This is a genomic window from Maricaulis sp., assembly GCF_048269565.1.
Lineage (GTDB): Bacteria > Pseudomonadota > Alphaproteobacteria > Caulobacterales > Maricaulaceae > Maricaulis.
The window spans coordinates 1-23,197 of sequence record NZ_JBLXIK010000008.1; the positions used below are offsets into that span (position 1 = coordinate 1).

A 23,197-nucleotide genomic window follows, 5' to 3' on the forward strand; every position below is an offset into this window, starting at 1 on the left:
TCGCCAGAAACTTCCTCGCAGCAGTCGCCATCGTCTCAGTCAGACTCTGGCTCAGACATTATGAGTCCATGACCTAGGCGCGGCAGGAGGTCCGGGGCGGTGCCGGCGGTCCTGCGGAACAGTTTTCGCTACCCCCGCCCTTTCCCGGAAAGATACAGGCCTCAATTGCGGCAGAAATCGGCATAAAATCGTCTTTTCGCCGCATTATGTGCAAACTTCGCCTGCATACCGCCCGGCTATTGTTAACCAGAACGGGACCTGGCCGGTTTGCGCATCTATTCGACCACCGAATTCGAAATCCGGATCAGGGACGGCCTGCTGGAAATGCGGAGCGAGGGGACGCGCGTGTCACAAACCGGCAGTGATGGCGAGCGGGCCTTTTCCAGCCTGTTGCGGGGCGAATCGATCGAGATGATCGCTTTCGATATTCGCGCCGCCGATTTTCGTTTCTCGAGTGTCGAACTGGAATCGCGCATTCGCTATATCGGCCGCCAGTGCCGCGGAATTCCCCTCGCCTTTATCGGGCGCGGTGACCAGCGCGGCCAAGTCCGCGCCGCGGTGCAGACGATCGAGAAGATGGACGGCACCGCGCGCGGATTCCAGTCGCGCCAGCAAGCCCTCGCCTGGCTGAAGACTGCGCGCCAGCCAGCGTGAACCCTATTGCAGGGTTCCACCGGCGCTGCCGGCGATCAGGCCAGCGACGAGATTCTCCATCAGTACCAGACGCGCTGCACCGTCAGGGGCTTCCAGCAAGTCCTGCCGTGCCTGCGGCGGCAATGGTGCCAGCATGGACAGCCGGTCGACCAGGGCCTGCAGCGGCATAGTTTCCAGCGTCGGCCAGTCGGTCTCGACACGGGCATCACCGAACCAGATCTGCAACAGGCGCAGCAAGCGCTCGCGGTCACCCTGCAGCGACGGACGCGGTGCGAGATCCTGGGCAAAGGGCCGGTAATCGACCCGTCCGATACGGTAGGGCGTGGCCGCATCAGCCTCGGCGGCGAGTTCGAACCGGCTGACGCCGTCCAGCGTCACCAGATAGCGGCCATCGCGGGTCTCCACGAAGGACTTGATACGCCCGGCGGTGCCGATCCGGCGCAGCGGCGGTTCACCGGTGCCGGTGCCGGCTTCGGGCTGGATGATGCCGATATGGCCACCGTCGCGGCGGGCATCATCGATCATGTTGAGATAGCGCGGCTCGAACACGTTCAGCGGCAGCAATTCTCCAGGCAGAAGAATGCAGCCGGCGAGCGGGAAGAGCGGCAGTGAGGCGGGCAGTGTCCGTGTATCGTTCATGCCTACAAGATAGGAAGCCCGGCGCCCCGCGCCAAGGTTTCGCAGCGAAGCGGCGGTGTCAGGGCTCGTCCCAGGCCGGGCATGGAGCCTGCGGTGCCAGATGACAGCCCGCCTCGACCCAGGGCTTCAAGCGCCCGGCGATGAAATGCTGCCAGGTCGCCAGGACGATGCCGGCCAGCTCGGCATCAATCTGCCCGGACATGGCCAGATCAACCCGGAACTGCGTCGCCTCGCCGTCATCGCCGCCCACGGGCTCCAGGGTCCAGCTGGCCACCAGATCGACCGCCCGCCCCGACAGGCCCAGCGGTCCGTGCAGCCGCAGCGCCGAAGGCGCATCGACATAGATGACCCGCGCATGCAGGGCGCCGTCCTCACTGTCCGGGCGCAATTGTTCGTAGAAGCGGCCACCGGCGACAGGCTCGATCGCCAGCACGGCCGGATCCAGGGCGAAGCTGTGATCCCACCAGCCGGTGATGTCGCCGGTGGCGGCATCGAAAACGATTTCCCGCGGCGCGGCGATCTCGACGCTGAAGCTCGCGGTGAACCCCTGCGGCTCGAAGGCTTCGACCCCGGCCGGCTGACTGGCCATCAGGCCGGCCATAATCAGCGATGCAAAAAACATGATCTCCCCCGTCCCGTCAGACGGAGGAGATTACAGGCGGGCGCCGCAGGACGCCAGACGCATCCCTGCCGGCCCGGTCTCAGCCGGGAACGGCTAGGAAGTCGCGCTTGCCGACCGGCACACCGATACTGCGCAGGATCGCGTAGATCATCGCGGCGTGAAACAGCACATTGGCGAGCATGAAATTCTGCACATAGGCCTGACGTGGCAGGGTCATTTCCTTGCCGGGGCCGGCGGGGAAGCTGATATCGCCCGTCGGATCAGCATCAATCGCGGCCACCGGCAGGGCCCACACAGCGTCGCGGGCCGCCGCCAGGCGCGCGCGCAGGTCTTCAAATGAGGCTTCCGTATCGGCGAGGCTGACCGGCTCCTGACCGGCGAGGCGCGACAGGCCGCGCACGGAAAAATCGCTGACGAGCTGGACCTGGCGCTTGAGCGCGAACATGTCGGGCGTCAGACGCCAGTCGAGATAGATCGCTTCATCGACCTTGTGCTCGGCCGCATGGGCCGCGGCCCTGACAAGAATGCCGTCCAGCGCGCGATAGGTCTGGTCGAGCTGGGTGCGGGCAATGGCGGACAGTGAAATGGACATCGGTCTTCCCCTTGGTTGAAGGCCAAGAGATGGCGATGTTTGCGCCAAAGGGCCAGAGGGGCCGGGGTGAATACCTGTTATTGAAGACGGCAGGACGGCCACCACGGGTTTGCCGTGATGGCCGGACGGGGTCAGACCCGCTCATTCCAGTTGCACAAGGGTTCGCCACTGGCATCCCAGGTCGAGAGCCGGGCCGTGAAATCAGCCTCGGTGTCGAGCAGGATGTCGGAGAGCAGCGCATCGCCGGCCCCGTTGGCAGGCATATCACCCTCCTGGACGATATCGAAACCGCCACCACCCATGCGCTGGGTCACGACCATGCGGTAATTGCTTCCCGCTTCGCCCTGGCCCCAGGCCGTCACCAGCAGCCCGTCGGCAGTGTCGGCCAGCTCGATATGGCAGGCCGATCCGGCGGCATTGGCGGCCGGTTGGATCACGGCATCCGGTTCGCCGGGCTGGAGCGCCAGCAGGGTTGCGCCTGCGAGCGCCGTCAGATTTGCAGCTAGTATGTTCATGCTCATGACAGTCTCCTTCTCAACTGCGCGTGGATGGGAATACCGGGAAACGAAAAAGCCGTGTGGGGAGGGCTGGATGCCCTCCCCGGGCGGCCCCCGGTGTTAGTGCTCGCCCTGGATGACCAGGGTCACATTGCCGCTTCCCGTCTGGTTGACGCGGGCGTTCTGGCCGTTGCCGACCTGGATGATGCCGGCGGCGTTGTTGGAACCGTACTGGTCCATCGTCGCGGTATTGTTGCGGCCGATCTGGGCGATCCCGGAAAGATTGCGATTGCCGGTCTGAACGCTGGTGCCGTAATTATTGTAGCCCTGCTGGCCGATCACCGCGTCATTATTGCGGCCGAACTGATCAACATGGGCGCCATTATAGCGGCCCGTCTGGCCAACCGTGGTGCCGTTGCGGGCGCCGTCCTGGATGACCGTGACATACTGGCGGTCCCCGCGCTGATTGATCACCATCGACTGGCGCGTGCCGTTCTGGCGGCCGGCGATGTCGTTGTTATAGCCCTGCTGGCTGATGGCGACGCGATTGCGCGACTGGGCTTCAGCAGCACCCACCGTGCCAAGGACAGAAACAGCGACGAGGGCGCTGGCGAGGAAAAGACGGATTTTCATGGCTTCACTCCATTTATGATTGCCCGACGCCCAATGCATCGAAGACTGATGCTGTTCTATGTGAAGCCGGATGAGCCGATCCTGAGGCCTGCATTCAGAAAGCCGACAGGTGCATGAACCGCGGCTGTCAAAGGGCCTCGCTGCAGCAGGATCGCCTTGTCCTGCGGCGCGAATTTCCCTGTCAGGGCACGCATATCGACGCGTGCGGCCGCGCATTGGCCATATCGGCCTGGCGGTCACGAAGCGCGAAAAATAGCGGCGCAGGCGCTGAAATTACGTCAGACACAGCCTGCAGACAGCACAGGAGGCCGGCTTGCGGGGGGATGCGGAGGGATCGGGTGTGAGCCGGGTCAGCGTTTTGGATCGACTGGTCGCCGTCAGGAGCTCGCCGGGGCCCTGACCATGGCCGGTCTGCTGACCGGCGCGAGCACGATACTGGCGGCCAGCGTGCTGCCGCCGCCCAGCCAGGCCAGCTCGGCAAAGCCCAGAGCCTTGAGCAATTGCGTGCTGCGGGCGCGATAATCCGAGCGCAGTGTATTCCCCTGCCCTTCGGGTCCGGTGGTTATTCCGTCGCCATCATCCTGGATCAGGATGGAGATCAGGCGTTCGCCGCGCTGGAACTCGACCTGCGCGCGCCGCGAGGCATAGGTGGGTTCTGACAATCGTTTCGCCAGTTTGCGTTCCCACGTGCCCGTCGAAAGACCCTGCGCCTTCTCGGCGACCGAGAAGCCCAGATTGCCCAGTTCGATCGCGTTTGCCAGCATGACATAAAGACCGACAGCCATTTCGCAGGCGCGCGGCATCGCGGTTCCAAGGAAGCCTGCGAGCTGCCGGGCTTGCGCCAGCGTCTGCACGCTGAAGGTGGCATTTTGCAGGGTCGTCGCCGGTTCAAGCGCCGAGCCCGGTGACATCTCGTAGTCCCGGACGGCAAACAGGCCTTCGATGACAGTGCCAAGGCTTCCGGCATCGATATCCCTGGGCAGCCGAAGGTCGGCAGCGACTGTCGGTTTCGCACTGTCGGTCACCAGGACCACTTTCTGGCGCGGGGCCGCGTGCTGCCGCGCCGTTTGGACCCGTCCGGCATTGGCATCGTCGGCCAGCATGACAGCAATCGGTCCATCGGGCACGATGTTGGGGCCCAGATAGACCGTCACGCCCATGCCCTCGGCCAGCGCGCGCGACAGATTGCGCATACGCGGGCTGTCAGCCATGCACAGCCAGAGCCGTCGCGGTGTCGATGAAATGTCTGTCGCGCTCATATCCACCCCGGGACCGGGCAACTCAACACGGTCCCGGCCCTGCGCAGTCTTCCAGCTATTTCTTAATAAGCGATACCCGGCCTGCAATCGCGGCGCCGGCACGATGCCGGGGGAAGCGGGGCCACGCAGGCCAGACACAAAACGGGCCCCGCTGGAAAGCGGGGCCCTGATTGTTTCACGCCATGGCGATGATCAGGCGTCGCGGCCCGCCACGACACCGGCCGAGCGTTCGCGGCGGGTCGGAAAGCGGTAGAAAATATGGGTCCCGATCCGGCGGGTCCGCACCAGGGTATTGCTCCAGTGCGGATCAACAGCGACGGTGTGATAATGCGTGGCGCGGCGGGTAACGTCGCGGCCAAAGCCCATGAAGGCGTGCTGCGCCACCAGCTCGGAACGGCGCCAGGCGCGACCGCGCGGCGTGCGGATGGTCGAGCCATCGCAGGTGAAGGAGAACTGGCAACCCGTGCTGCGCTCGGACCCCTGGAACACAACACCGCAGATCGAGTCCGGATAGGCCGGATGGCGCACGCGGTTCATGATCACCTGGGCAACGGCCAGCTGGCCGACAAAGGCCTCGCTGCGTGATTCGTAATAGATCGCCTGTGACAGACAGTTCAGTTCGGCAGCAAAATCGGCGGCCATATTGAAGTGCGAGCTGTCGAAGGTCTGAAGGTCGGCGATCGGGCGCCCGCTCAGGACAGCCCCCTCAAGCGGGTCGGCTTCAAGCGAAAGCGCAGCGACCTGCAGGGTGCGCGGGGCATCCCAGCTTTCTTCGACATCGCCTTCATGCAGATACCGCAGGGCCAAAGACTGCCAGATGACGGTCTCGTCCTGTTCGCGGGCGCGGCCGGACGCGGTGTTCAGCGCCAGCACGGTCAACAGGCACAGCACCACGAACACCACCGTATGGAAGGCGGTCGCGACCTGCTCTTGCTGTCGGCGTGCTGCTTCGGAACTCATCCGCACTCCTGTTTATGCCCCGGTCGAATCGAGGCGATGCAATCAATATACCACGCACAAACTAACGCGGCCTTGCTCGAAAATTAGCGCGCCTCTCTATGAGAGCAGGCTGGCCTGGTCAAGCACGCGGCACGATTACAAATAAGAAATGACTCTCCAGAAACAAGAAGAGAGCCATTTCACGCCACAGGTTCAACGACTTATGTTCGCCGACGCAAATTGGCCTGCGCCGCCGCCAGGCGCGCAATCGGCACGCGATAGGGCGAACAGGACACATAATCGAGCCCGACTTCCTCACAGAAATCGATCGATGCCGGGTCACCGCCATGCTCGCCGCAAATCCCCAGTTTCAATTCGGGGCGGGTCGTGCGGCCGCGTTCCACGGCGATACGCACCAGATCGCCAACCCCGTCACGGTCGAGGGTGATGAAGGGGTCCTTCTCGAAAATGCCGGCCTCGAGATAATCGCCGAGGAATTTGCCGGCATCATCGCGCGACAGGCCAAATGTGGTCTGGGTCAGATCATTGGTCCCGAATGAGAAGAATTGCGCATCCTTGGCGATATCACCGGCCATCAGGCAGGCGCGCGGCAATTCGATCATCGTGCCGATCATGTATTTCGGCTTGGCACCGGTCTCCTCGGCCACGGCCTGGGCGACACCGGCGACGCGTGCCTTGAGGATGGAGAGCTCGGCGGCCGTGGCGACCAGCGGGATCATCACTTCGGCGAGTGGCTGGAAGCCGGTCTCTTTCTCGACGGCAACCTGGGCCTCGAAGATTGCCCGCGCCTGCATCTCGTAGATTTCCGGGAAGGTGATGCCGAGACGGCAGCCGCGATGGCCGAGCATCGGATTGCTTTCGGCGAGATCGCGCGCCCGCGACATCAACTGGTCGGCTGGCAGGCCGGTGGCCCGCGCCACGTCCATCACGTCTTCCTCGGTGTGCGGCAGGAATTCGTGCAGCGGCGGGTCGAGCAGGCGGATCGTGCACGGCAATTCGCCCATGATCCGGAAGATCTTGGCGAAATCATCGCGCTGCATTGGAAGGATCTTGTCGAGTGCCGTGACGCGGCCATCCTGGTCATTTGACAGGATCATCTCACGCACGGCGGCGATGCGCTCGCCATCGAAGAACATATGCTCGGTACGGCACAGGCCGATACCTTCGGCCCCGAATTCAACCGCAGCCTGGCAATCCTGCGGCGTTTCGGCATTGGTGCGCACCTTCATGCGGCGCGCCTTGTCGGCCCAGGCCATCAGGATGGCGAATTCACCGGTCAGCTCCGGCTTGATCATCCGGGCTTCGCCAAAGAGGACCTGGCCGTTGGAGCCGTCAATGGTGACCATTTCGCCGTCATGGACGACGCGGCGGCCGACCATGAAGAGTTTCTTGGCGTAATCGATCTTCATCTGGCCGGCGCCGGAAACGCAGGGCCGTCCCATGCCGCGCGCGACCACGGCGGCGTGGCTGGTCATGCCGCCACGTGCGGTGATGATGCCCTCGGCCGCATGCATGCCATGAATGTCTTCCGGCGAGGTCTCGATGCGCACGAGGATGACTTTCTCGCCCGCCTTGGCGCGTTCTTCCGCTTCGTCGGAGTCGAACACGACCCGGCCGGTTGCAGCGCCCGGCGAAGCCGGCAGGCCGGTGGTCAGCACATCGCGCTCGGCATCGGGATCGAGCGTCGGGTGCAGCAATTGATCGAGATGCGACGGATCGATCCGCATCACCGCCTCTTCCTCGGTGATGAGGCCTTCCTGGGCCATGTCGGTGGCGATACGCAGCGCCGCCTTGGCGGTGCGCTTGCCGGTGCGGGTCTGCAGCATCCAGAGCCGGCCGCGCTCGACCGTGAACTCGATGTCCTGCATGTCGCGATAATGGCGCTCCAGCTTGTCGAAGGCGGCGGAGAGCTCGGCATAGCTCTGCGGCATCGCCGCTTCCATTGAGGGCGAATGATCCCCCATGCGCTCGCGCATCGCCTCGGTCAGGCATTGCGGCGTGCGGATGCCGGCAACGACATCCTCGCCCTGGGCATTGACGAGGAATTCGCCGTAATAGCCGCTATCGCCGGTCGACGGGTCGCGGGTGAAGGCAACGCCTGTGGCCGAGGTCTCGCCCATATTGCCGAACACCATCGCCTGGATATTGACCGCGGTGCCCCAGCTGGCAGGAATGTCGTGCAGGCGGCGATAGGTCTTGGCGCGCTCGGTCATCCAGCTCATGAAGACGGCGCCGATGGCACCCCAGAGCTGTTCACGCGGATCGGTCGGGAAAGGCCGGCCGAGCGCATCGGCCGCGGCCTTCTTGTAGCGGGCGACGATTTCTTCCCAGTCATCGGCACTCAGATCGGTGTCGAGGGAATAGTCGTTCTCGTCCTTGAAGCCGTCGAGAATGTCCTCGAAAATCGCGTGATCGAGGCCGAGAACGACATCGGAATACATCTGGATGAAGCGGCGATAGCTGTCATAGGCAAAGCGGCGATCACCCGACAATTCGGCCAGGCCCGCCGCGGTCTCGTCATTGAGGCCGAGATTGAGCACAGTATCCATCATGCCCGGCATCGAGGCGCGCGCGCCCGAGCGCACCGAGACCAGCAGCGGATTGGCCGGATCGCCCAGCACCTTGTCGGCGGTCGCTTCCAGCTTGGCCAGGGCGGCCTCAACCTGTTCGTTCAGATCGGCGGGGTATTGTTGCTTGTTCTCGTAGAAAGCCGTGCAGACCTGGGTCGTCAGGGTAAAGCCTGGCGGGACCGGCAGGCCGAGCGTTGCCATCTCGGCGAGATTGGCGCCCTTGCCGCCAAGCAGCTCGCGCATCCCCGCTTCGCCCTCGGAATAACCGGCACCAAAGGCGTAGACCCATTTATTGCCTGCACTCATCGCATCAGTCCCTGTTCAGCCATCGATCCGATTGAAATCGGCCACGGCACATATCGCCGTCCGGATATCGGACAATAAAAGGAGTCTGTTCCGGCGCAACACGGGCTCGTCCGCATTCACCGTAACAGTCTCGAAAAACGCATCGATCGGCGCGCGGAGCAGCGCCAGCGCCGCCATGGCGGCGGTGAAGTCTTCGCTGCGCAGAGCCGCCCCGGCCGAAACCCGCGCCGCAGCCAGCGCCGCGATCAGCTCGCGCTCGGGCTGTTCCGGCGGCGAGGCGAGATAGGCGTCGGTCGGCGCGCCCTTGAAGGCCTCGCCATCCTTCTTTTCCTCGGCCTTGAGGATGTTGGCGGCGCGGTTGAAACCGGCCAGCAGGGCAGCACCCTCGTCCGTGTCGAGAAAGGCCTGCAGCGCACGCGCCCGTCCTGTCACGCGATAGAGGTCATCATCGCCCAGCGCAAAGACGGCATCGATCACATCATGGCGCACGCCCTCATCGCGCAGATGCACCTTGAGGCGATCAGCGAAAAAATCGAACAGGGACAGCGTTCCGACCCGGATGCGCTCCTTGTATTCGGCGAGCGGATTGACATTGGAGGTCCGGCGCAGCGCCACGAGCGGCTGGCCGAGTGTGGCCTGGGCCTCCATCACCGCTTCGCGCTTGGCCTGGATATCGGCATGGGTGAGTGCATTGTCGACGCGCTGATACTGGCGCGCGATCGCCTTGAGGGTCGAGAAGCGGAAGCCGCCCTCGAGCACGATGCGGATCACCCCCAGCGCCGCACGGCGCAGGGCGAAAGGATCCTTTGAGCCGGTCGGCTTTTCGTCGATGGCCCAGAAACCGGCCAGCGTATCGAGCTTGTCGGCCAGCGCCACGGCCGCCGAGACCGGTGCCAGCGGCAGGCTGTCGGCCGGGCCTTGCGGCTTGTAGTGATCCTTGATCGCATCGGCGACGGCGGCATCCTCGCCCTGTTGCAGCGCGTAATAGCGGCCCATCGCGCCTTGCAGCTCGGGAAATTCATAGACCATTTCCGAGACCAGGTCGGCCTTGGCCAGCCGCGCCGCGCGGTCAGCCAGCTTGGGGTCGGCACCGACGATCGGCGCGATGTCGCGCGCCAGCCCGGCGACCCGCTCGACCTTGGCGGCGACCGAGCCGAGCTTGTCGTGGAAGGTGATCTTGCTGAGCTCCGCTACACGGCCCGACAGCGGTTGTTTGCGGTCATTGTCCCAGAAATGCCGCGCGTCGGAGAGCCGGGCCGACAACACCCGCGCATTGCCCGCCGCGATCGCCTTGCCGCCATCGGGCGCGGCCTGGTTGGCGACGACCACGAAATGGGCAGCCAGACCCGCCTCGCCCGGCTTGCGCACGGCGAAGTATTTCTGGTGGGTCTTCATCGTCAGGGTGATGACTTCGGGCGGCAGGTCGAGGAAATCCGGGTCCATCTGGCCCAAAAGCGGCACCGGCCATTCGGCCAGGCCCGCGACCTCATGCAACAGGCCGGCATCCTCGACCAGTTCCAGACCGGCGTCCTCGCAGACCTTGCGCGCGCCGGCGAGAATGATCGCCTCGCGCTCCTCGCGCTGTTGCACGACATGACCGTCTTCACGCAGGACCTTGGTGTATTGCGCGAAATCGGAGATCTCGAACGGGCCCGGCCCGTGACGGCGATGGCCTTCTGTGATGTTGGAGGCCTGCAGGCCGAAAACCTCGAACGGCACCACGGCGCCGTCGAACAGGCAGGTCAGGCGATGCACCGGGCGCACCCAGCGCTGCAGTTTCCCGTCCTCACCGAATTTCATCGATTTCGGCCAGGGGAATTCCTTCATCACGGCCGGAATGGCCTCGGCGACGACATCGACGGTCGCCCGGCCCGGCTTTTCGATGACCGCGACCCAGAACTGGCCCTTCTTGTCATCGCGCTTTTCGCAGCCGTCGAGGCTGTCCAGCCCGGCACCGCGCAGGAAGCCCTGCACGGCTTTTTCCGGCGCATCGGTGCGCGGCCCCTTGCGCTCCTCGCGCACATCCTCGGTCTTGACCGGCAGGCCGGTGATGGCGAGGCCGAGGCGGCGCGGGCCGGCAAAAGTGGTCAGCGTCTCCCAGCCCAGGCCGGCGGCTTTCAGACGCTCGCCCAGCAGGCGCGCCAGATCAGCCTCGGCACGCGCTTGCATGCGGGCGGGGATTTCTTCGCAGAAGATTTCAAACAGAAGCTCGGACATGGGCAGAGGATAAGGCCTTTGTCAGAATTGGGAGAAGACATGAATCAGGCCGACATTGGCCAGATCCACAAAGAAAGCAGCGACAATAGGAAGGATTATAAAGGGGAGCGGCGCGGGTCCATAGCGCTTGCGCACTGCGGTCATGTTTGCGATCGCCGTCGGCGTCGCCCCGAGCACGAATCCGGCGAAGCCCGCAGACAGGACCGCGGCGTTGTAATCACGCCCCATCAGCGGGAAAAGCACGAAGACGGTGAACACCACCGCGGCCAGCGCCTGGACTGCGAGGATCAGGATCAGCGCCAGGCCGAGCCCGGACAATGTCCACAATTGCAGGCTCATCAGCGAGATGGTCAGAAAGATCGACAGCGAATAGTCCGACAGCAGCGCCAGTGCCCGCGTCCGCGCCGGCCAGCGCCAGCCGGGAAAGATATGCGGCACTGTATTGGACATCACGATGCCGACCATCAGGCAGGGCACGAAAAGCGGCAGATTCACCCCCGCCGCCTGCACGCGGCCATGAATGATGAAGCCGATAATCACCGCGATATTGAGCACCAGAAGCGAGGCCATCATCGAGGTCTGTGACACTTCCTCGGTCAGATTGGGATCGTGGGACAGGCCGACGACGGGGCCCTCGCGGGTGTCTTCATGGCTGGGAGCGAGATGGTCGCGCGAGATCAGGAAGCGCGCGATCGGCCCGCCAAGAAAGGCCGCGACGATCAGCCCCAGCGTCGCATTGGCGACACCAAGCTCCATCATGCCGCCGGTCGAGTTCAGGCGCGCAATCTCCGGTGCCCAGGCGATCACCGTGCCATGACCGCCGATCAGCGAGGCGGTGCCGACGAGAACACCGGTACCGGACGGCAGGCCGAACAGGCGTGCACCGGCGACGCCGACCACATCCTGCACGATCATGAAGACCAGCGTCAGCCCGAGCAGCATCGCCAGCGGGCGCCCGCCAGCGAGCAGGTCCTTGAAGCGGGAATTGATGCCGATCGAGGTGAAGAAATAGACCAGAAGCAGATCGCGCGTCTCGGTGCCGAAACTGATATCCATGCCCAGTCCCAAATGCAGCGCCAGCAGGACCAGGGCCAGCCCCAGCCCGCCGACGACGGGCTCGGGGATGTTGAATTCGCGCAGCAGGCTGAAGCGCCGCGTAATCGCGACACCGCCGAAATAGACGATCATCGCCAGGGTGAAGGTCTCGAATTCCGGGATATTCGTTATGTCCGCCAACAGGCCCGGACCAGGCATCAGGCGTGCTCTTGTGCGGCCCAGCGCTCCATCAGCGCGAAATAGCCGTCATCGGGCGCGTCTTCATAGATCAGATCCTCATCGCGGAAAGTGATCCAGTCCTGGGCGCTGCGGATCCAGATATGGCCGACCGGCCGCAGCATGGCGCGATCATCCAGCGTGCCGGCCTTCAGCGACAGCGCCGGCTTGCCCTTGGTATCGTGGGCGATGCGCGTGCCGCAGGCATCGCAGAACAGGCCCATCTTGGCGGTCTTGCTCTTGGTCTCGATCTCGAACGCCGTCGGCGCGCCCTTGAGAAAGCGAAACCCGTCGCGCTCGACCAGCATCGACATGCCAAAGGCGCTCGAGGATTGCTGCTGGCAGGCCGTGCAATGGCAGCAATACAGCGTCAGCGGCTGTTTGGTGATCTCGAAGCGGATGGCGCCGCACTGGCAGCCGCCGCGCAAGGGGAGTTTCATCAGGCTGGCTCCAGCACGGCACGCTCCGACGCCACCCAGGCATCGGCGCAGCCCTTGGCCAGTTCACGCACACGGGCGATCCAGCTGGCGCGCTCGGCGACCGAAATCGCACCGCGGGCATCAACCAGGTTGAAGATGTGCGAGGCCTTGAGGCAGAAATCATAGGCCGGCAACGGCAGCGGTTTATCCAGCGCCAGCAGCGCCTTGCACTGACCGGCCGCGTCCTCGAACCAGCGCGTCAGCATGTCGACATCGGCGTGCTCGAAATTGAAGGCGGAGAATTGCCGCTCGGCTTCCTGGAAGATGTCGCCATAGCTGAGGCCGGCGCCATTGAAGTCGAGGTCATAGACATTGTCGACGCCCTGGACATACATCGCCAGCCGCTCGAGCCCATAGGTCAGCTCGCCGGAGACGAGATCGACATCCTGGCCACCCACCTGCTGGAAATAGGTGAACTGGCTGACTTCCATGCCGTCACACCAGACTTCCCAGCCCAGCCCCCAGGCGCCCACCGTCGGGTTCTCCCAGTCATCCTCGACAAAGCGGACATCATGCAGATCGCGATCGATGCCGATGGCGTCGAGCGAGCCGAGATAGAGGTCCTGCAGATTATCGGGGCAGGGCTTCAGCAGCACCTGGAACTGATAGTAATGCTGCAGCCGGTTGGGGTTTTCGCCATAGCGGCCATCGCCGGGACGGCGCGAAGGCTGGACATAGGCGGCTTTCCACGGCCTTGGCCCCAGCGAGCGCAAGGTGGTTGCCGGGTGCAAGGTGCCGGCGCCGACCTCGACATCATAGGGCTGAAGAATGGCGCAGCCATGGCTGGCCCAATAGTGCTGCAGACGCAGGATGAGGTCCTGGAAGGACGGCGCTTTGTCGGCGGCCATGGCAATTTTCCCGTCAGATCGAATGTCGGCTTGAATTGGCGCGGACACTAGGCAAGCGCGGCCCTGTAATCAAGCCGGTGAAGCCTTATCTTTTTGCGCTGCAACATTGCCAGCCGGCCACTCACACATCCATCGCAATCAGCGCCTGGCCGCGCATGATGGCATCGGCTTGCGGCGTATGGGCCGCGTCGCTCTCGTCGTGCAGCAGCAGTGGCGGCAGGATCACCAGCGGTGCCTTGCCGCCAAGCCGCGCGGTGACCAGCACCCGCTTGGCCGGACGGTCGGCGCGCGGATGCACCGGCCGGATCGCGACGGAGCCGAAGCGCGGTGCCAGCGCGGTGAGTATTTCGCCCAACGCATCGGCGCGGTGGATCAGACTCACCCGTCCCTTCGGTGCCAGCACGCCGGCGGCGGCCCTGATCCAGTCTGCCAGCGGCACATCACCAGCCAGCCAGGCACGTTGCTTCTCGGCCTTGGGCAGGCGCAGCGATCCCGGATCGTCGAAATAGGGTGGATTGAAGAAGACCTGATGCGCCTTGAGCGGAGCGAGCGGCGCCGCGATATCCCCCTCGCGCACCCTCACCCGCTCGCCGAGCGCGTTGGCGGCGATATTTTCATTCGCCAGCGTGACGGCCTGCGGATCGATCTCGATGCCGAGAAAACTGCTGGTCGCCATGCGCTGGGCCGCGCACAGCAGCGCAGCGCCGGGACCGCAACCGAATTCGACCAGCAATTCACCCGGTTTTGCCGCCAGGCTGGCCGCGAGCAACACCGCATCCATGCCGGCGCGATAGCCGCGGGCCGACTGGCGCAATTGCACCTTGCCACCGAGCAGATGGTCGAGCGTGGTCTCGCTCATTCTTCCTCCGGCAGGACTTCAGCCAGCAGGCGCAGGGCCCGAGCCTCATCTTCATCAATCACCATCAGGCGCCGCTTGATGAAAGGCAGGCCGCCGCCATAGAGCGTCGACATGCCCTCATCGAGCACGACCCCCTCGATGCCGGCATCATTCAGCAGGCTCTGGGCGTAGGATAACCGCACCGGATCATTGGTTCTCAGAACCTCTTTCATGGGGGCACAAACTCCTGTGCTGAATTGCCACCGTTATGGCCGCTTGCCGGACATGACGGGGATTTCTATTGTCATCACGTTTCTACAGGCTTCAAGGGAAACTCCCGCGTGGACAGCATAGTGAGAGTGAAAGCGACGGCTCCCATGCCCGAACCGGCAGAGCTGAACGCCGCCGAGCGCCTCGCCACGCTTGCCTTCGACGATATGCGCCGGGTCGATGCGCTGATCCTCGACCGGCTGCAGAGCCATGTGACATTGATCCCGGAACTGGCGCGCTATCTGATCGAGGCTGGCGGCAAACGCGTGCGCCCGATGATCACGATTGCCGCTGCCAACATGATCGGCTGCCGCGACGAGGCCCCGGTCAAGCTCGCCGCTGCCGTTGAGTTCATCCACACCGCAACGCTGCTGCACGATGATGTCGTCGATGAAAGCGGCATGCGGCGCGGCAAGGCCGCGGCCAATCTCGTCTGGGGCAATGCCTCCAGCGTGCTGGTCGGCGATTTCCTGTTTGCGCGCTCCTTCTCGCTGATGGTCGAAGCCGGGTCGATGAAGGCACTCGGTGTGCTCTCGGCCGCCGCCTCGACGATTGCCGAGGGCGAGGTGCGCCAGCTTGCCGCCGTCAAGGATACCGGCGTCTCGGTCGAGACCTATCTGGAGATCATCGACGCCAAGACCGCCGCCCTGTTCTCGGCCGCCGCCCAGGTCGCCGGCATTGTCGCCGCGCGCCCGATCGTCGAGGAAACAGCGCTGCAGACCTATGGCCGCGAACTTGGCCTCGCCTTCCAGCTGGTCGATGACGCGCTCGATTATGACGGCGCCGCCGCCAAGCTCGGCAAATCGGTCGGGGATGATTTCCGCGAGGGCAAGGTCACCCTGCCGGTTGCCCTGTGCATCCTGTCGGCCGACGAGGAACAACGGGTATTCTGGGACCGGGTGATCGGCCAGCTCGACCAGCGCGACGGCGATTTCGAGATCGCGCTGGGTTATATGCGCGAACACAAGGCGATCGAGGCCACGATCGAAGCCGCCCACGCCCGCGCCGACAAGGCGCGTGAGGCCCTGTCGATCTTCCCGGCCAATGAATGGCGCCAGGCGCTCGAGGCCCTCGCCGGCTTCGTCGTCGAGCGCGTCCACTAGGCACGGCAATACGCTATTGCGTGATGTCCTCGCCGGCCGCCGCCGCGCGCTTTCGGACACTGCGGTGAAAGACGGTGAAGCCGGCCACACCGATCAGGAACACCCCGAATTTCAGGGCCTCCGGCCCGGCGGCGCCAATCAATGCCAGCGTGCCGCAGGCCAGGCTGAGCCCGGCCCAGACCAGGGCGACGCGGCGATGGCTCATCCCCAGCCGGATCAGCAATTGATAGGCGTGGGCGCGGTGTGGCACGAACAGGCGGCGCCCGGCCTTGGCCCGCGCCGCCATCGTCAACAGGACATCGCCGAGCAGCGGCAGGATCAGCAATGCGGCCAGCCAGACCGTGCCGTCCGGCCCGGTCGCGGCCCAACGCAGGGCCAGTCCGGCAAACAGCACCGCAGCCCCCAGCGCACCGGCATCGCCGGCAAACAGGGTGCCCCGAGCCCGGATCAGCGGTGCATTCCAGACCGCAAACCCGGCCAGCGCTGCCGCCAGCGCCAGGCTCGCCGGTGCGACATCGCCGCCGCCAGCCAGCGCGAGCACGAGACAGGCCGGGACCAGGCAGGCCGCAATCAGCCCGTCGGAGCCGTCCATGAAGTTGACGGCATTGGCCGTGGTAAACACCCACAGGGCCGAACCGAGCAGACCGATGCTCCAGGGCAGTGCGATGCCCAGATGCGTCACCGGTCCGGCCATCGCCGCCAGGGCGAGGCTGAGCGCGACCAGCACGATGAATTTGAGCGTTTCCGACAGGGTGAAGAGATCGTCGAGCAGGCCGGCCGCACCGGCAATGCCGCCGCACAGGGCCAGGCCGGCCAGCATCGCCGCGCTGGCGGGAGGTTGTTCGGGCAACAGGGCCAGCGCGATGAAGAAACCGGCCAGAATGCCCAGCCCGCCCCCGCGCGGCGTTGGCTTGTCGTGATTGGAGCGCTGATTGGGCCGGTCAATGATCGCGGCGCGGCGCATCACCCAGCCGAGCAGCAGGGCGGTGGCGAAGGCGGCAAGCAAGGGCACGATTTCAATCATTATTGCCGGCTCCCAATTGCCCCGCCCCCAACTGTACGGGCACCACCGTCCAGTCGGGCAATGCCGCCGCCAGCATCGCCGCCGCCTGCCGCGATGCATCGCGGCTATCGTACAGCGCGAAGCAACTGGCCCCGGATCCCGACATGCGGACCAGGCCCGGCTGGCCGGCCGCAGCAAGCACGTCCAGCGTCCGCGCAATCTCCGGCGCAACCGATAGCGCCGCGGCTTCAAGATCATTCGGCTCGACCGCAAGCCAGGCCGGCAGCCGCTGCAGATCCGGCGCCGATTCTGTCAGCTTGGCGGGCCCGGCTGCATCAAAACGCCTGAACACGTCGGCGGTGGAGACGGGAGTGCCGGCATTGACGATAACGCCAAAGAGCGGCGTGAATTCTCCCAGCAATTCAATCCACTCACCAATCCCGCGCATCCGCAATGGTTGCGAATACAGGCAGGCCGGGATGTCGGCGCCGAGATCAGAGGCGAGATGCGCCAGATCCTCGATCGGCCAGTCCAGCTGCCACAGCCGGTTGAGCGCGCGCAGCGTTGCCGCCGCATCGGCCGAGCCCCCGCCGAGCCCGGCCGAGACCGGGATCCGCTTTTCCAGATGGATCGCAGCGCCGCTGTCGATTCCGGCCGCCAGCTGCAGCGCCCGTGCGGCGCGGATCACCAGATTATTGCCCTCGCCGGCCAGCGCCCGCGAGGCCTCGCCCGACAGGCTCAGGGTCAATCCGGAAGCGGGCCGCACGGTGATGGTGTCACCCCAGTCGGCAAACACCACCAGGCTGTCGAGCGGATGATAGCCATCCTCACGCGCACGTCCGACCCGCAGGGTCAGATTGACCTTGGCGCCTGCGTGTTCAACGATCTCGATGCCCGTCACGGCGCCCCGACCTCGACCTCGGCCTCAACCTCGATCGGGATGGACTCGTCAGCCGGCACACCCGATTGCAGGCGCAGCTCAATCCCGGCGCGCTCGGTCTCGTCCGGTTCCAGATCGAGGGTGCGGCGCCACTGGAAGCCGGCTTCGAGCTGGCGCCCGACCTGCCAGTAGGCATCGCCGAGATGGTAATTGATCGTCGCATTGCCCGGATCGAGCGCCGCAGCGCGTTCCAGCTCGACGACGGCAGCCTCATACTGGCCAAGGCGATAATGGGCCCAGCCGAGACTGTCGACGATATTGCCCTGCTCCGGTTCCAGCTCGGCGGCCTGGGAGACCATATCGAAGGCGCGCGAGATATTGACGCCGTGGTCAATCCACAAATAACCGAGATCATTCAGGATTTGCGGCTCCCGCGGCGCGACTTCCAGCGCTTCCAGATAGGCCGCCTCGGCTTGCCGCCAGTCCGCAGCATCGTAGAGACAGGCGGCGCGGAAATAATAGTGGCGCCAGTCATCGGGCTGGCCGGCGGCATGCCGGTCGACGATCACGCCATGATAGAGCTCGACCGCCTCGTCGCAGCGCCCCTGCACCCGCAGCAGATCGGCCAGGATAAGCCGGGCCTCGGTATCGCCGGTGCGCTGTGACAGCTGCTGCGCAGCCAGCGTCGCCGGCTCGAGATCGCCAAGCCGCGCCATCAGCCAGATGCGGTCTATCTCGGCTGCGGTCTTGAGCGGCCCGTCCGGCACAGCGGCATATTCCACCAGTGCCAGCTCGGGCAGATTGATGCGCTGCAGGGTCTCGCCGAGCATGATCCGGATCGAGGCGTCGGCCGGATCGAGGCGTTGCAGCATGCGCAGATAGATCACCGACAGGTCCATATCGGCCTGGGCCGCAAGGCTGGCGGCCGGACCGAATGCGGAACGGGCGGCATATTGCGCAATGGTCGGGCGCGATGGCGGCCGGCGGCCCGCACTGACACGCTCGAGCGCGGCGCGCACGCTGGCGTCCTGGGCATCACCTTCAAGGTAGGCATTGTAGAGCGCGGCGGCATCGTCGGGACGCCGCTGACGCTCCAGGAAATTGCCATAGAGCTCGGTGGCCATGCGCGGAAAGGGCGAGGCGAATACAGCCGACTGATAGGCACCGTCGGCCTCCTCGACCCGGTTGGCGGCGTCGAACAGCATGGCGCGGTGAATCGGAATGAATGGCGAGAGAAAACCGGGTGCGGTGAGGTCTTCAGCACCGGCCAGCGCCTCGTCGACAGCACCGCCACCGAGCAGCGCCCATTGCGACCAGATCTGCGCCAGGAAGGTGTTGAAGGGGCCGTAATCGGGCGCGTCGTGCAGGGTATCGAGCGCCTGCGCATAGCGACGCGCATGGATCTGGTCAGCCGCCAGATACAGACTGGCGAGACGGCTTGGATCACCGGAGGCAGAGCTGGCCGCGGCGAGCCCGACCGCGCGGTCCATTTCACCGGCCAGGATCCCGGTGATGAACGCCCGGTCGGTCAGGATCGCATCGCCGGGCATCAGGCGCAGCGCCTCGGCGTAGAAGTCTGCCGCTACTTGCGCATCGCGGTTCACCCCGGCATGGCGCGCCGCCAGGAAGGCGCCGTAGGCTGTTGCCTCATCCTCCGGCATGGTGGTCGCACAGGAGGCCGTTGCCAAAACGGCAAGGAAGAGGGGCAGGACGCGCAGGATCTTGATCATGGCGTCATGCTCGCTCTCCGGGGCCCTGCGTGCAAGGGCCCAGCACTTATGGCCTACATATTGGCATACATCGGACCGCCGCCGCCCTCGGGCGTCGTCCAGTTGATATTCTGGTTCGGGTCCTTGATATCGCAAGTCTTGCAGTGGACGCAGTTCTGGGCGTTGATCTGGAAACGCTCCTGCCCCGTCGTCTCGTCCTTGATCCACTCGTAGACGCCGGCCGGGCAGTAGCGCGTCGACGGTCCGGCAAAGACCGCCAGTTCCGAGGTTTCCTGCAGCGACAGGTCGGCGACCTTGAGATGGACCGGCTGGTCTTCCTCGTGATTGGTGTTGGAGATGAAGACCGAGGACAGGCGATCAAAGGTCAGCACGCCATCGGGCTTGGGATAGGCGATGGGCTGGTGCTGCGCCGCCGGTTCAAGACTGGCGGCGTCGGTCTTGCCATGCCCCAGCGTGCCGAAGGGTGACCAGCCGCCAAACAACGTGTTGCACCACATATCGATGCCGCCAAACATGACGCCCAGCAGCGTACCGAATTTCGACCACAGCGGTTTGACATTGCGCACGCGCTTGAGATCCTTGGCGACCCAGGAATTCTCATAGGCTGTCTGATACTCGCTCAGCTCGTCATGGGCGCGGCCCGACTGGATCGCGGCAAAGGCAGCTTCAGCGGCCAGCATGCCGGTCTTCATGGCGTTATGGCTGCCCTTGATGCGCGGCACATTGACGAAGCCGGCCGAACAGCCGATCAGCGCCCCGCCCGGGAAGGCGAGCTTCGGCACGGATTGATAGCCACCCTCGGTAATGGCGCGGGCGCCATAGGACAGGCGCTCGCCACCCTCAAGCATATCGGCGATCGCGGGATGCGTCTTGAGGCGCTGGAATTCCTCGAACGGCGAGAGATAGGGATTCTTGTAATTGAGGTGAACGACGAAACCGATCGAGACCAGGTTTTCGCCATAGTGATACATGAAGGAACCACCGCCGGTCTTGCCGTCGAGCGGCCAACCCATCGTGTGCTTCACCATGCCCGGCTTGTGATTCTCCGGCTTCACGCGCCACAGCTCTTTCAGGCCGATGCCGAATTTCTGCGGCTCCTTGCCGGCGGAGAGATCAAAGCGCTCGATCAGCTGCTTGGCCAGCGAGCCGCGCACGCCCTCGCCGATCAGCGTGTATTTGCCGCGCAATTCCATGCCCGGCTGATAGCCATCCTTGTGAGCGCCATCCCTGGCGAGACCAAAATCGCCAGTGACCACACCCTTGATCGTGCCGTCCTCTTCAACCAGCGCCGCAGCGGGGAAGCCGGGATAGATCTCGACGCCAAGTGCCTCGGCCTGTTCGCCAAGCCAGCGGCAGACATTGCCAAGCGAGACGATATGGCAGCCATGATTGCTCATCAGCGGCGGGAAGAAAATCGTTGGCAGGCTGATCGAACCGTGATGACCGAGCACTTCAAAGATATCGGTCTTGACCGGATCATTGATCGGCGCGCCCATATTCTTCCAGTCGGGCAGCAGCTCGTTGAGCGCCTTGGGATCGACGACAGCGCCGGACAGGATATGAGCCCCGACCTCGGCGCCCTTTTCCAGCACGGCGATCGAGACCTCGGTCCCGGCTTCGGCGGCGAGCTGTTTCAGACGGATCGCGCCAGACAGGCCGGCGGGCCCGCCTCCAACGATGACAACGTCATAATCCATGGATTCGCGTTCGATGGGGGCGTCAGTCATGGGGCGGCGACCTCTTGTCTCTTCGGATTCGATACATATCCGGCTTGCGGGTATCCGGTCATAGCTTAGGATCGCGCCAGCTTCCAGCGCTTGCGGCGCAGGATATCAAGTTTTTTGACGTTGACGTTCACGTAAGGCGCTATCATCCCCGCTCCCGCCCTCTCCTCGTCGGACGAAAAAGCCCTCAAGGCGCTGCTCGCCTGGTGGGAAGATGCCGGCATTCCGCTCGACGAGCCGGTCGTGCGCCCGCGGGCGCCGCTGGCCAGCCGGGCCCCGGCGGTCCAGGCCGGAACGGGGCAGACCGGAACGGGGCAGACCGGAACGGGAGCGGCCACAGCTTCGCCAGCCCGCACATCCGAGAAACGCCCCGCCGCCGCGACGGCTGCCTCGGCCAAGGCTGCCGGTTTTGGCGACGCCGCCAGCGACGGGCCAAACGCCCGCGAACTGGTCGCCAATACCGCAACACTGGAGGCCCTGCGCGCGGCCATCGAAAGCTTTCACGGTTGCCCGTTGCGCAATACCGCCCGCAATACGGTATTCGCCCGCGGGAATCCGCAGGCGAAAGTCATGATTGTCGGCGAGGCGCCCGGCCGCGACGAGGATCTGGCCGGCGAGCCCTTTGTCGGACCGGCCGGCCACCTGCTCGACCGGATCTTTGCCTCGATCGGCCTTGGTGGTGAGCAGATCTACATCACCAATATCCTCAACTGGCGACCGCCGGGCAATCGCAGCCCGACCCAGGAAGAGATTGCCACCTGCCTGCCGCTGGTCGAACGCCATATCGCCCTGATCGAACCGGACCTCCTCGTCCTCGCGGGCGGCATCGCGGCCCAGTCCCTGCTTGGCACCAGCGACAGCATCACGCGATTGCGTGGCAAATGGGCCGATTACGCCTTGCGCGATCCGGCCGGCGAGCCGACCGGCAAAACCATTCCCGCCCTGCCGACCTTCCATCCGGCCTATCTGCTGCGACGGCCGACGGAAAAGCGCTTTGCCTGGCAGGATATGCTGACGCTGGCGAAGCGGCTGCAGGGCTAGCCCGGGCCCGGTCAGGCGCTGTCCGATGCGTCACCAGCCGCACCGCGCTGGCGGTTGGCCGCACGGACATACCGGCTGAATTGCGCGCCTGACGCGACTGCGGCGCACTGACGGAGCCAGGGGAAAGTGCGGCATGCGGTCGCGGTTTGCCCGCCGCCGGGCTCACGACATGTAGTGGCCCGGTCCGGCTCACCCGGCCGGCAATGCTTGGCACCATCAGCCCGCATCTCGGCGTTTTTCGGCAAGATTTTCGGGAATACCCCATCAATCCTGGCACCGTTATTCCCGCCCCGGAAATGCCCGGCGCAACCGCCGCCTGTGGACCGCATTGTTACATCAGCCACCGGCCCGGCCGGGCCGATGCTGCAGGCTCTGCGCACTTCAGATTCGGTTAACCTCGCCCACCGAGCCTGTTCGCCGAAACGATCCCGACCCTTGGGCATAAGACATGACCGGACACACAAACCCACAATTGAGCCACGCGCGACGCGCACCGCAAACCGGCCACCTGACCGGGCATGAGCGGACATTCGCCGCGGATCAGGTGATCGTCACCAAAACCGATCTCAAAGGCCATATCACCTATGCCAACGAGGTCTTCCAGTCGCTATCCAGCCTGACAGAGCGCGAATGCCTCGGGGCGCCGCACAATCTGATCCGTCACCCGGACATGCCGCGCTGCATATTCGATCTGATGTGGAGGACGATACAGGACGGCCGCGAGATCTTTGCCTATGTGCTCAATCGCGCGATGGATGGCGATCACTACTGGGTCCACGCCCATGTCACCCCCAGCTTCAATGATGCCGGCGAAATCATCGGCTATCACTCGAACCGGCGCAGGCCCGAACGCGATCTCGTGCAGGAGCACATCATCCCGCTCTACGCACAATTGCGCGCCGAGGAGCGGCGGCATGAGCGCCCGAAACAGGCCCTCGCCGCCTCCACGGAAATGCTGGACAGCAAGCTCGCCGGACTCGGGCTCGAATATGACCGGTTCGTCTGCACGCTCGGACAGGATCAGTAACCGGGCGCCCGTGCGCCACGCGAAACCCCGCCG

22 protein-coding genes are annotated in these 23,197 nt (G+C 64.7%); 4 read left to right on the plus strand and 18 right to left on the minus strand.

Translation table 11 applies throughout. The features are described 5' to 3' along the window. The first annotated feature begins 267 nt into the window (after window positions 1-267). Window positions 268-654 (plus strand): hypothetical protein, encoded by a 387-nt coding sequence (locus ACN0YL_RS12975; protein WP_417469696.1) that lies wholly within the window; start codon window positions 268-270, stop codon window positions 652-654. Between the two features lie 3 nt (window positions 655-657). Here ACN0YL_RS12975 and ACN0YL_RS12980 read toward each other — a convergent pair whose 3' ends face one another. The 14 genes from ACN0YL_RS12980 to ACN0YL_RS13045 form a co-directional block, all read right to left on the minus strand. Continuing rightward, the gene (locus ACN0YL_RS12980; protein WP_417498267.1) at window positions 658-1,293 is read right to left on the minus strand and encodes an LON peptidase substrate-binding domain-containing protein; all 636 of its coding nucleotides are present in this window, start codon (window positions 1,291-1,293) and stop codon (window positions 658-660) included. A 58-nt stretch (window positions 1,294-1,351) separates the two neighbouring features. Further along, window positions 1,352-1,915 (minus strand): SRPBCC domain-containing protein, encoded by a 564-nt coding sequence (locus tag ACN0YL_RS12985; protein ID WP_417498268.1) that lies wholly within the window; start codon window positions 1,913-1,915, stop codon window positions 1,352-1,354. A 79-nt stretch (window positions 1,916-1,994) separates the two neighbouring features. After that, entirely contained in the window at window positions 1,995-2,507 is a 513-nt protein-coding gene (locus ACN0YL_RS12990) for a DUF1993 domain-containing protein (protein ID WP_417498269.1), read from the minus strand. A gap of 131 nt (window positions 2,508-2,638) precedes the next feature. Next, window positions 2,639-3,028: a curli-like amyloid fiber formation chaperone CsgH gene (gene csgH / locus ACN0YL_RS12995; RefSeq protein ID WP_417491137.1), complete on the minus strand. Its 390-nt coding sequence runs from the start codon at window positions 3,026-3,028 to the stop codon at window positions 2,639-2,641. 96 nt (window positions 3,029-3,124) lie between these two features. Further along, window positions 3,125-3,637, minus strand: a complete 513-nt coding sequence (locus ACN0YL_RS13000) for a curlin-associated protein (protein WP_417469686.1) — start codon at window positions 3,635-3,637, stop codon at window positions 3,125-3,127. A gap of 377 nt (window positions 3,638-4,014) precedes the next feature. Further along, entirely contained in the window at window positions 4,015-4,896 is an 882-nt protein-coding gene (locus tag ACN0YL_RS13005; RefSeq protein ID WP_417498270.1) for a hypothetical protein, read from the minus strand. Window positions 4,897-5,088: 192 nt separating this feature from the next. After that, on the minus strand, window positions 5,089-5,856 hold the full coding sequence (locus tag ACN0YL_RS13010) for a cell wall hydrolase (protein WP_417491135.1): 768 nt from the start codon (window positions 5,854-5,856) through the stop codon (window positions 5,089-5,091). A gap of 200 nt (window positions 5,857-6,056) precedes the next feature. Then, window positions 6,057-8,732 carry a pyruvate, phosphate dikinase gene (ppdK, locus tag ACN0YL_RS13015; protein ID WP_417498271.1) on the minus strand — a complete coding sequence of 892 codons (2,676 nt, stop codon included), beginning with the start codon at window positions 8,730-8,732 and terminating at the stop codon, window positions 6,057-6,059. 15 nt (window positions 8,733-8,747) lie between these two features. Beyond that, window positions 8,748-10,949 carry a glycine--tRNA ligase subunit beta gene (gene glyS, locus ACN0YL_RS13020; protein WP_417498272.1) on the minus strand — a complete coding sequence of 734 codons (2,202 nt, stop codon included), beginning with the start codon at window positions 10,947-10,949 and terminating at the stop codon, window positions 8,748-8,750. A 21-nt stretch (window positions 10,950-10,970) separates the two neighbouring features. Further along, complete coding sequence (gene gltS / locus ACN0YL_RS13025) at window positions 10,971-12,185, minus strand: sodium/glutamate symporter (RefSeq protein WP_417498273.1); 1,215 nt, start codon at window positions 12,183-12,185, stop codon at window positions 10,971-10,973. Between the two features lie 17 nt (window positions 12,186-12,202). Continuing rightward, complete coding sequence (locus ACN0YL_RS13030) at window positions 12,203-12,661, minus strand: GFA family protein (protein WP_417491131.1); 459 nt, start codon at window positions 12,659-12,661, stop codon at window positions 12,203-12,205. After that, on the minus strand, window positions 12,661-13,548 hold the full coding sequence (locus ACN0YL_RS13035; protein WP_417498274.1) for a glycine--tRNA ligase subunit alpha: 888 nt from the start codon (window positions 13,546-13,548) through the stop codon (window positions 12,661-12,663). Before ACN0YL_RS13035 ends, ACN0YL_RS13030 begins: the two co-directional genes overlap by 1 nt. Before the next feature lie 121 nt (window positions 13,549-13,669). Further along, window positions 13,670-14,407: a tRNA1(Val) (adenine(37)-N6)-methyltransferase gene (locus ACN0YL_RS13040; RefSeq protein ID WP_417498275.1), complete on the minus strand. Its 738-nt coding sequence runs from the start codon at window positions 14,405-14,407 to the stop codon at window positions 13,670-13,672. Beyond that, a complete protein-coding gene (locus ACN0YL_RS13045) occupies window positions 14,404-14,619 on the minus strand; it encodes a DUF2007 domain-containing protein (RefSeq protein ID WP_417469671.1) in 216 nt (71 codons plus the stop codon). The genes ACN0YL_RS13040 and ACN0YL_RS13045 overlap by 4 nt, the downstream gene beginning before the upstream one ends. A 144-nt stretch (window positions 14,620-14,763) precedes the next feature. Between ACN0YL_RS13045 and ACN0YL_RS13050 the strand changes: the two genes are divergently transcribed. Beyond that, window positions 14,764-15,759 carry a polyprenyl synthetase family protein gene (locus tag ACN0YL_RS13050; RefSeq protein WP_417498276.1) on the plus strand — a complete coding sequence of 332 codons (996 nt, stop codon included), beginning with the start codon at window positions 14,764-14,766 and terminating at the stop codon, window positions 15,757-15,759. Window positions 15,760-15,772: 13 nt separating this feature from the next. On the opposite strand, the gene ACN0YL_RS13055 is transcribed toward ACN0YL_RS13050, so the two are convergent. The 4 genes from ACN0YL_RS13055 to ACN0YL_RS13070 are packed head-to-tail and all read right to left on the minus strand — an operon-like array spanning window position 15,773 to window position 21,099. Continuing rightward, entirely contained in the window at window positions 15,773-16,783 is a 1,011-nt protein-coding gene (locus tag ACN0YL_RS13055; RefSeq protein WP_417498277.1) for a hypothetical protein, read from the minus strand. After that, the gene (locus ACN0YL_RS13060) at window positions 16,776-17,663 is read right to left on the minus strand and encodes a 4-(cytidine 5'-diphospho)-2-C-methyl-D-erythritol kinase (protein WP_417498278.1); all 888 of its coding nucleotides are present in this window, start codon (window positions 17,661-17,663) and stop codon (window positions 16,776-16,778) included. Before ACN0YL_RS13060 ends, ACN0YL_RS13055 begins: the two co-directional genes overlap by 8 nt. Continuing rightward, window positions 17,660-19,372, minus strand: coding sequence for a tetratricopeptide repeat protein (locus ACN0YL_RS13065; protein WP_417498279.1), 1,713 nt, complete (start codon window positions 19,370-19,372; stop codon window positions 17,660-17,662). The genes ACN0YL_RS13060 and ACN0YL_RS13065 overlap by 4 nt, the downstream gene beginning before the upstream one ends. A gap of 53 nt (window positions 19,373-19,425) precedes the next feature. After that, window positions 19,426-21,099 carry an electron transfer flavoprotein-ubiquinone oxidoreductase gene (locus tag ACN0YL_RS13070; protein WP_417498280.1) on the minus strand — a complete coding sequence of 558 codons (1,674 nt, stop codon included), beginning with the start codon at window positions 21,097-21,099 and terminating at the stop codon, window positions 19,426-19,428. 240 nt (window positions 21,100-21,339) lie between these two features. Between ACN0YL_RS13070 and ACN0YL_RS13075 the strand changes: the two genes are divergently transcribed. Next, on the plus strand, window positions 21,340-22,137 hold the full coding sequence (locus ACN0YL_RS13075) for a uracil-DNA glycosylase (protein WP_417498281.1): 798 nt from the start codon (window positions 21,340-21,342) through the stop codon (window positions 22,135-22,137). Between the two features lie 448 nt (window positions 22,138-22,585). Next, on the plus strand, window positions 22,586-23,164 hold the full coding sequence (locus tag ACN0YL_RS13080; RefSeq protein ID WP_417491123.1) for a PAS domain-containing protein: 579 nt from the start codon (window positions 22,586-22,588) through the stop codon (window positions 23,162-23,164). Window positions 23,165-23,197: the final 33 nt, after the last annotated feature.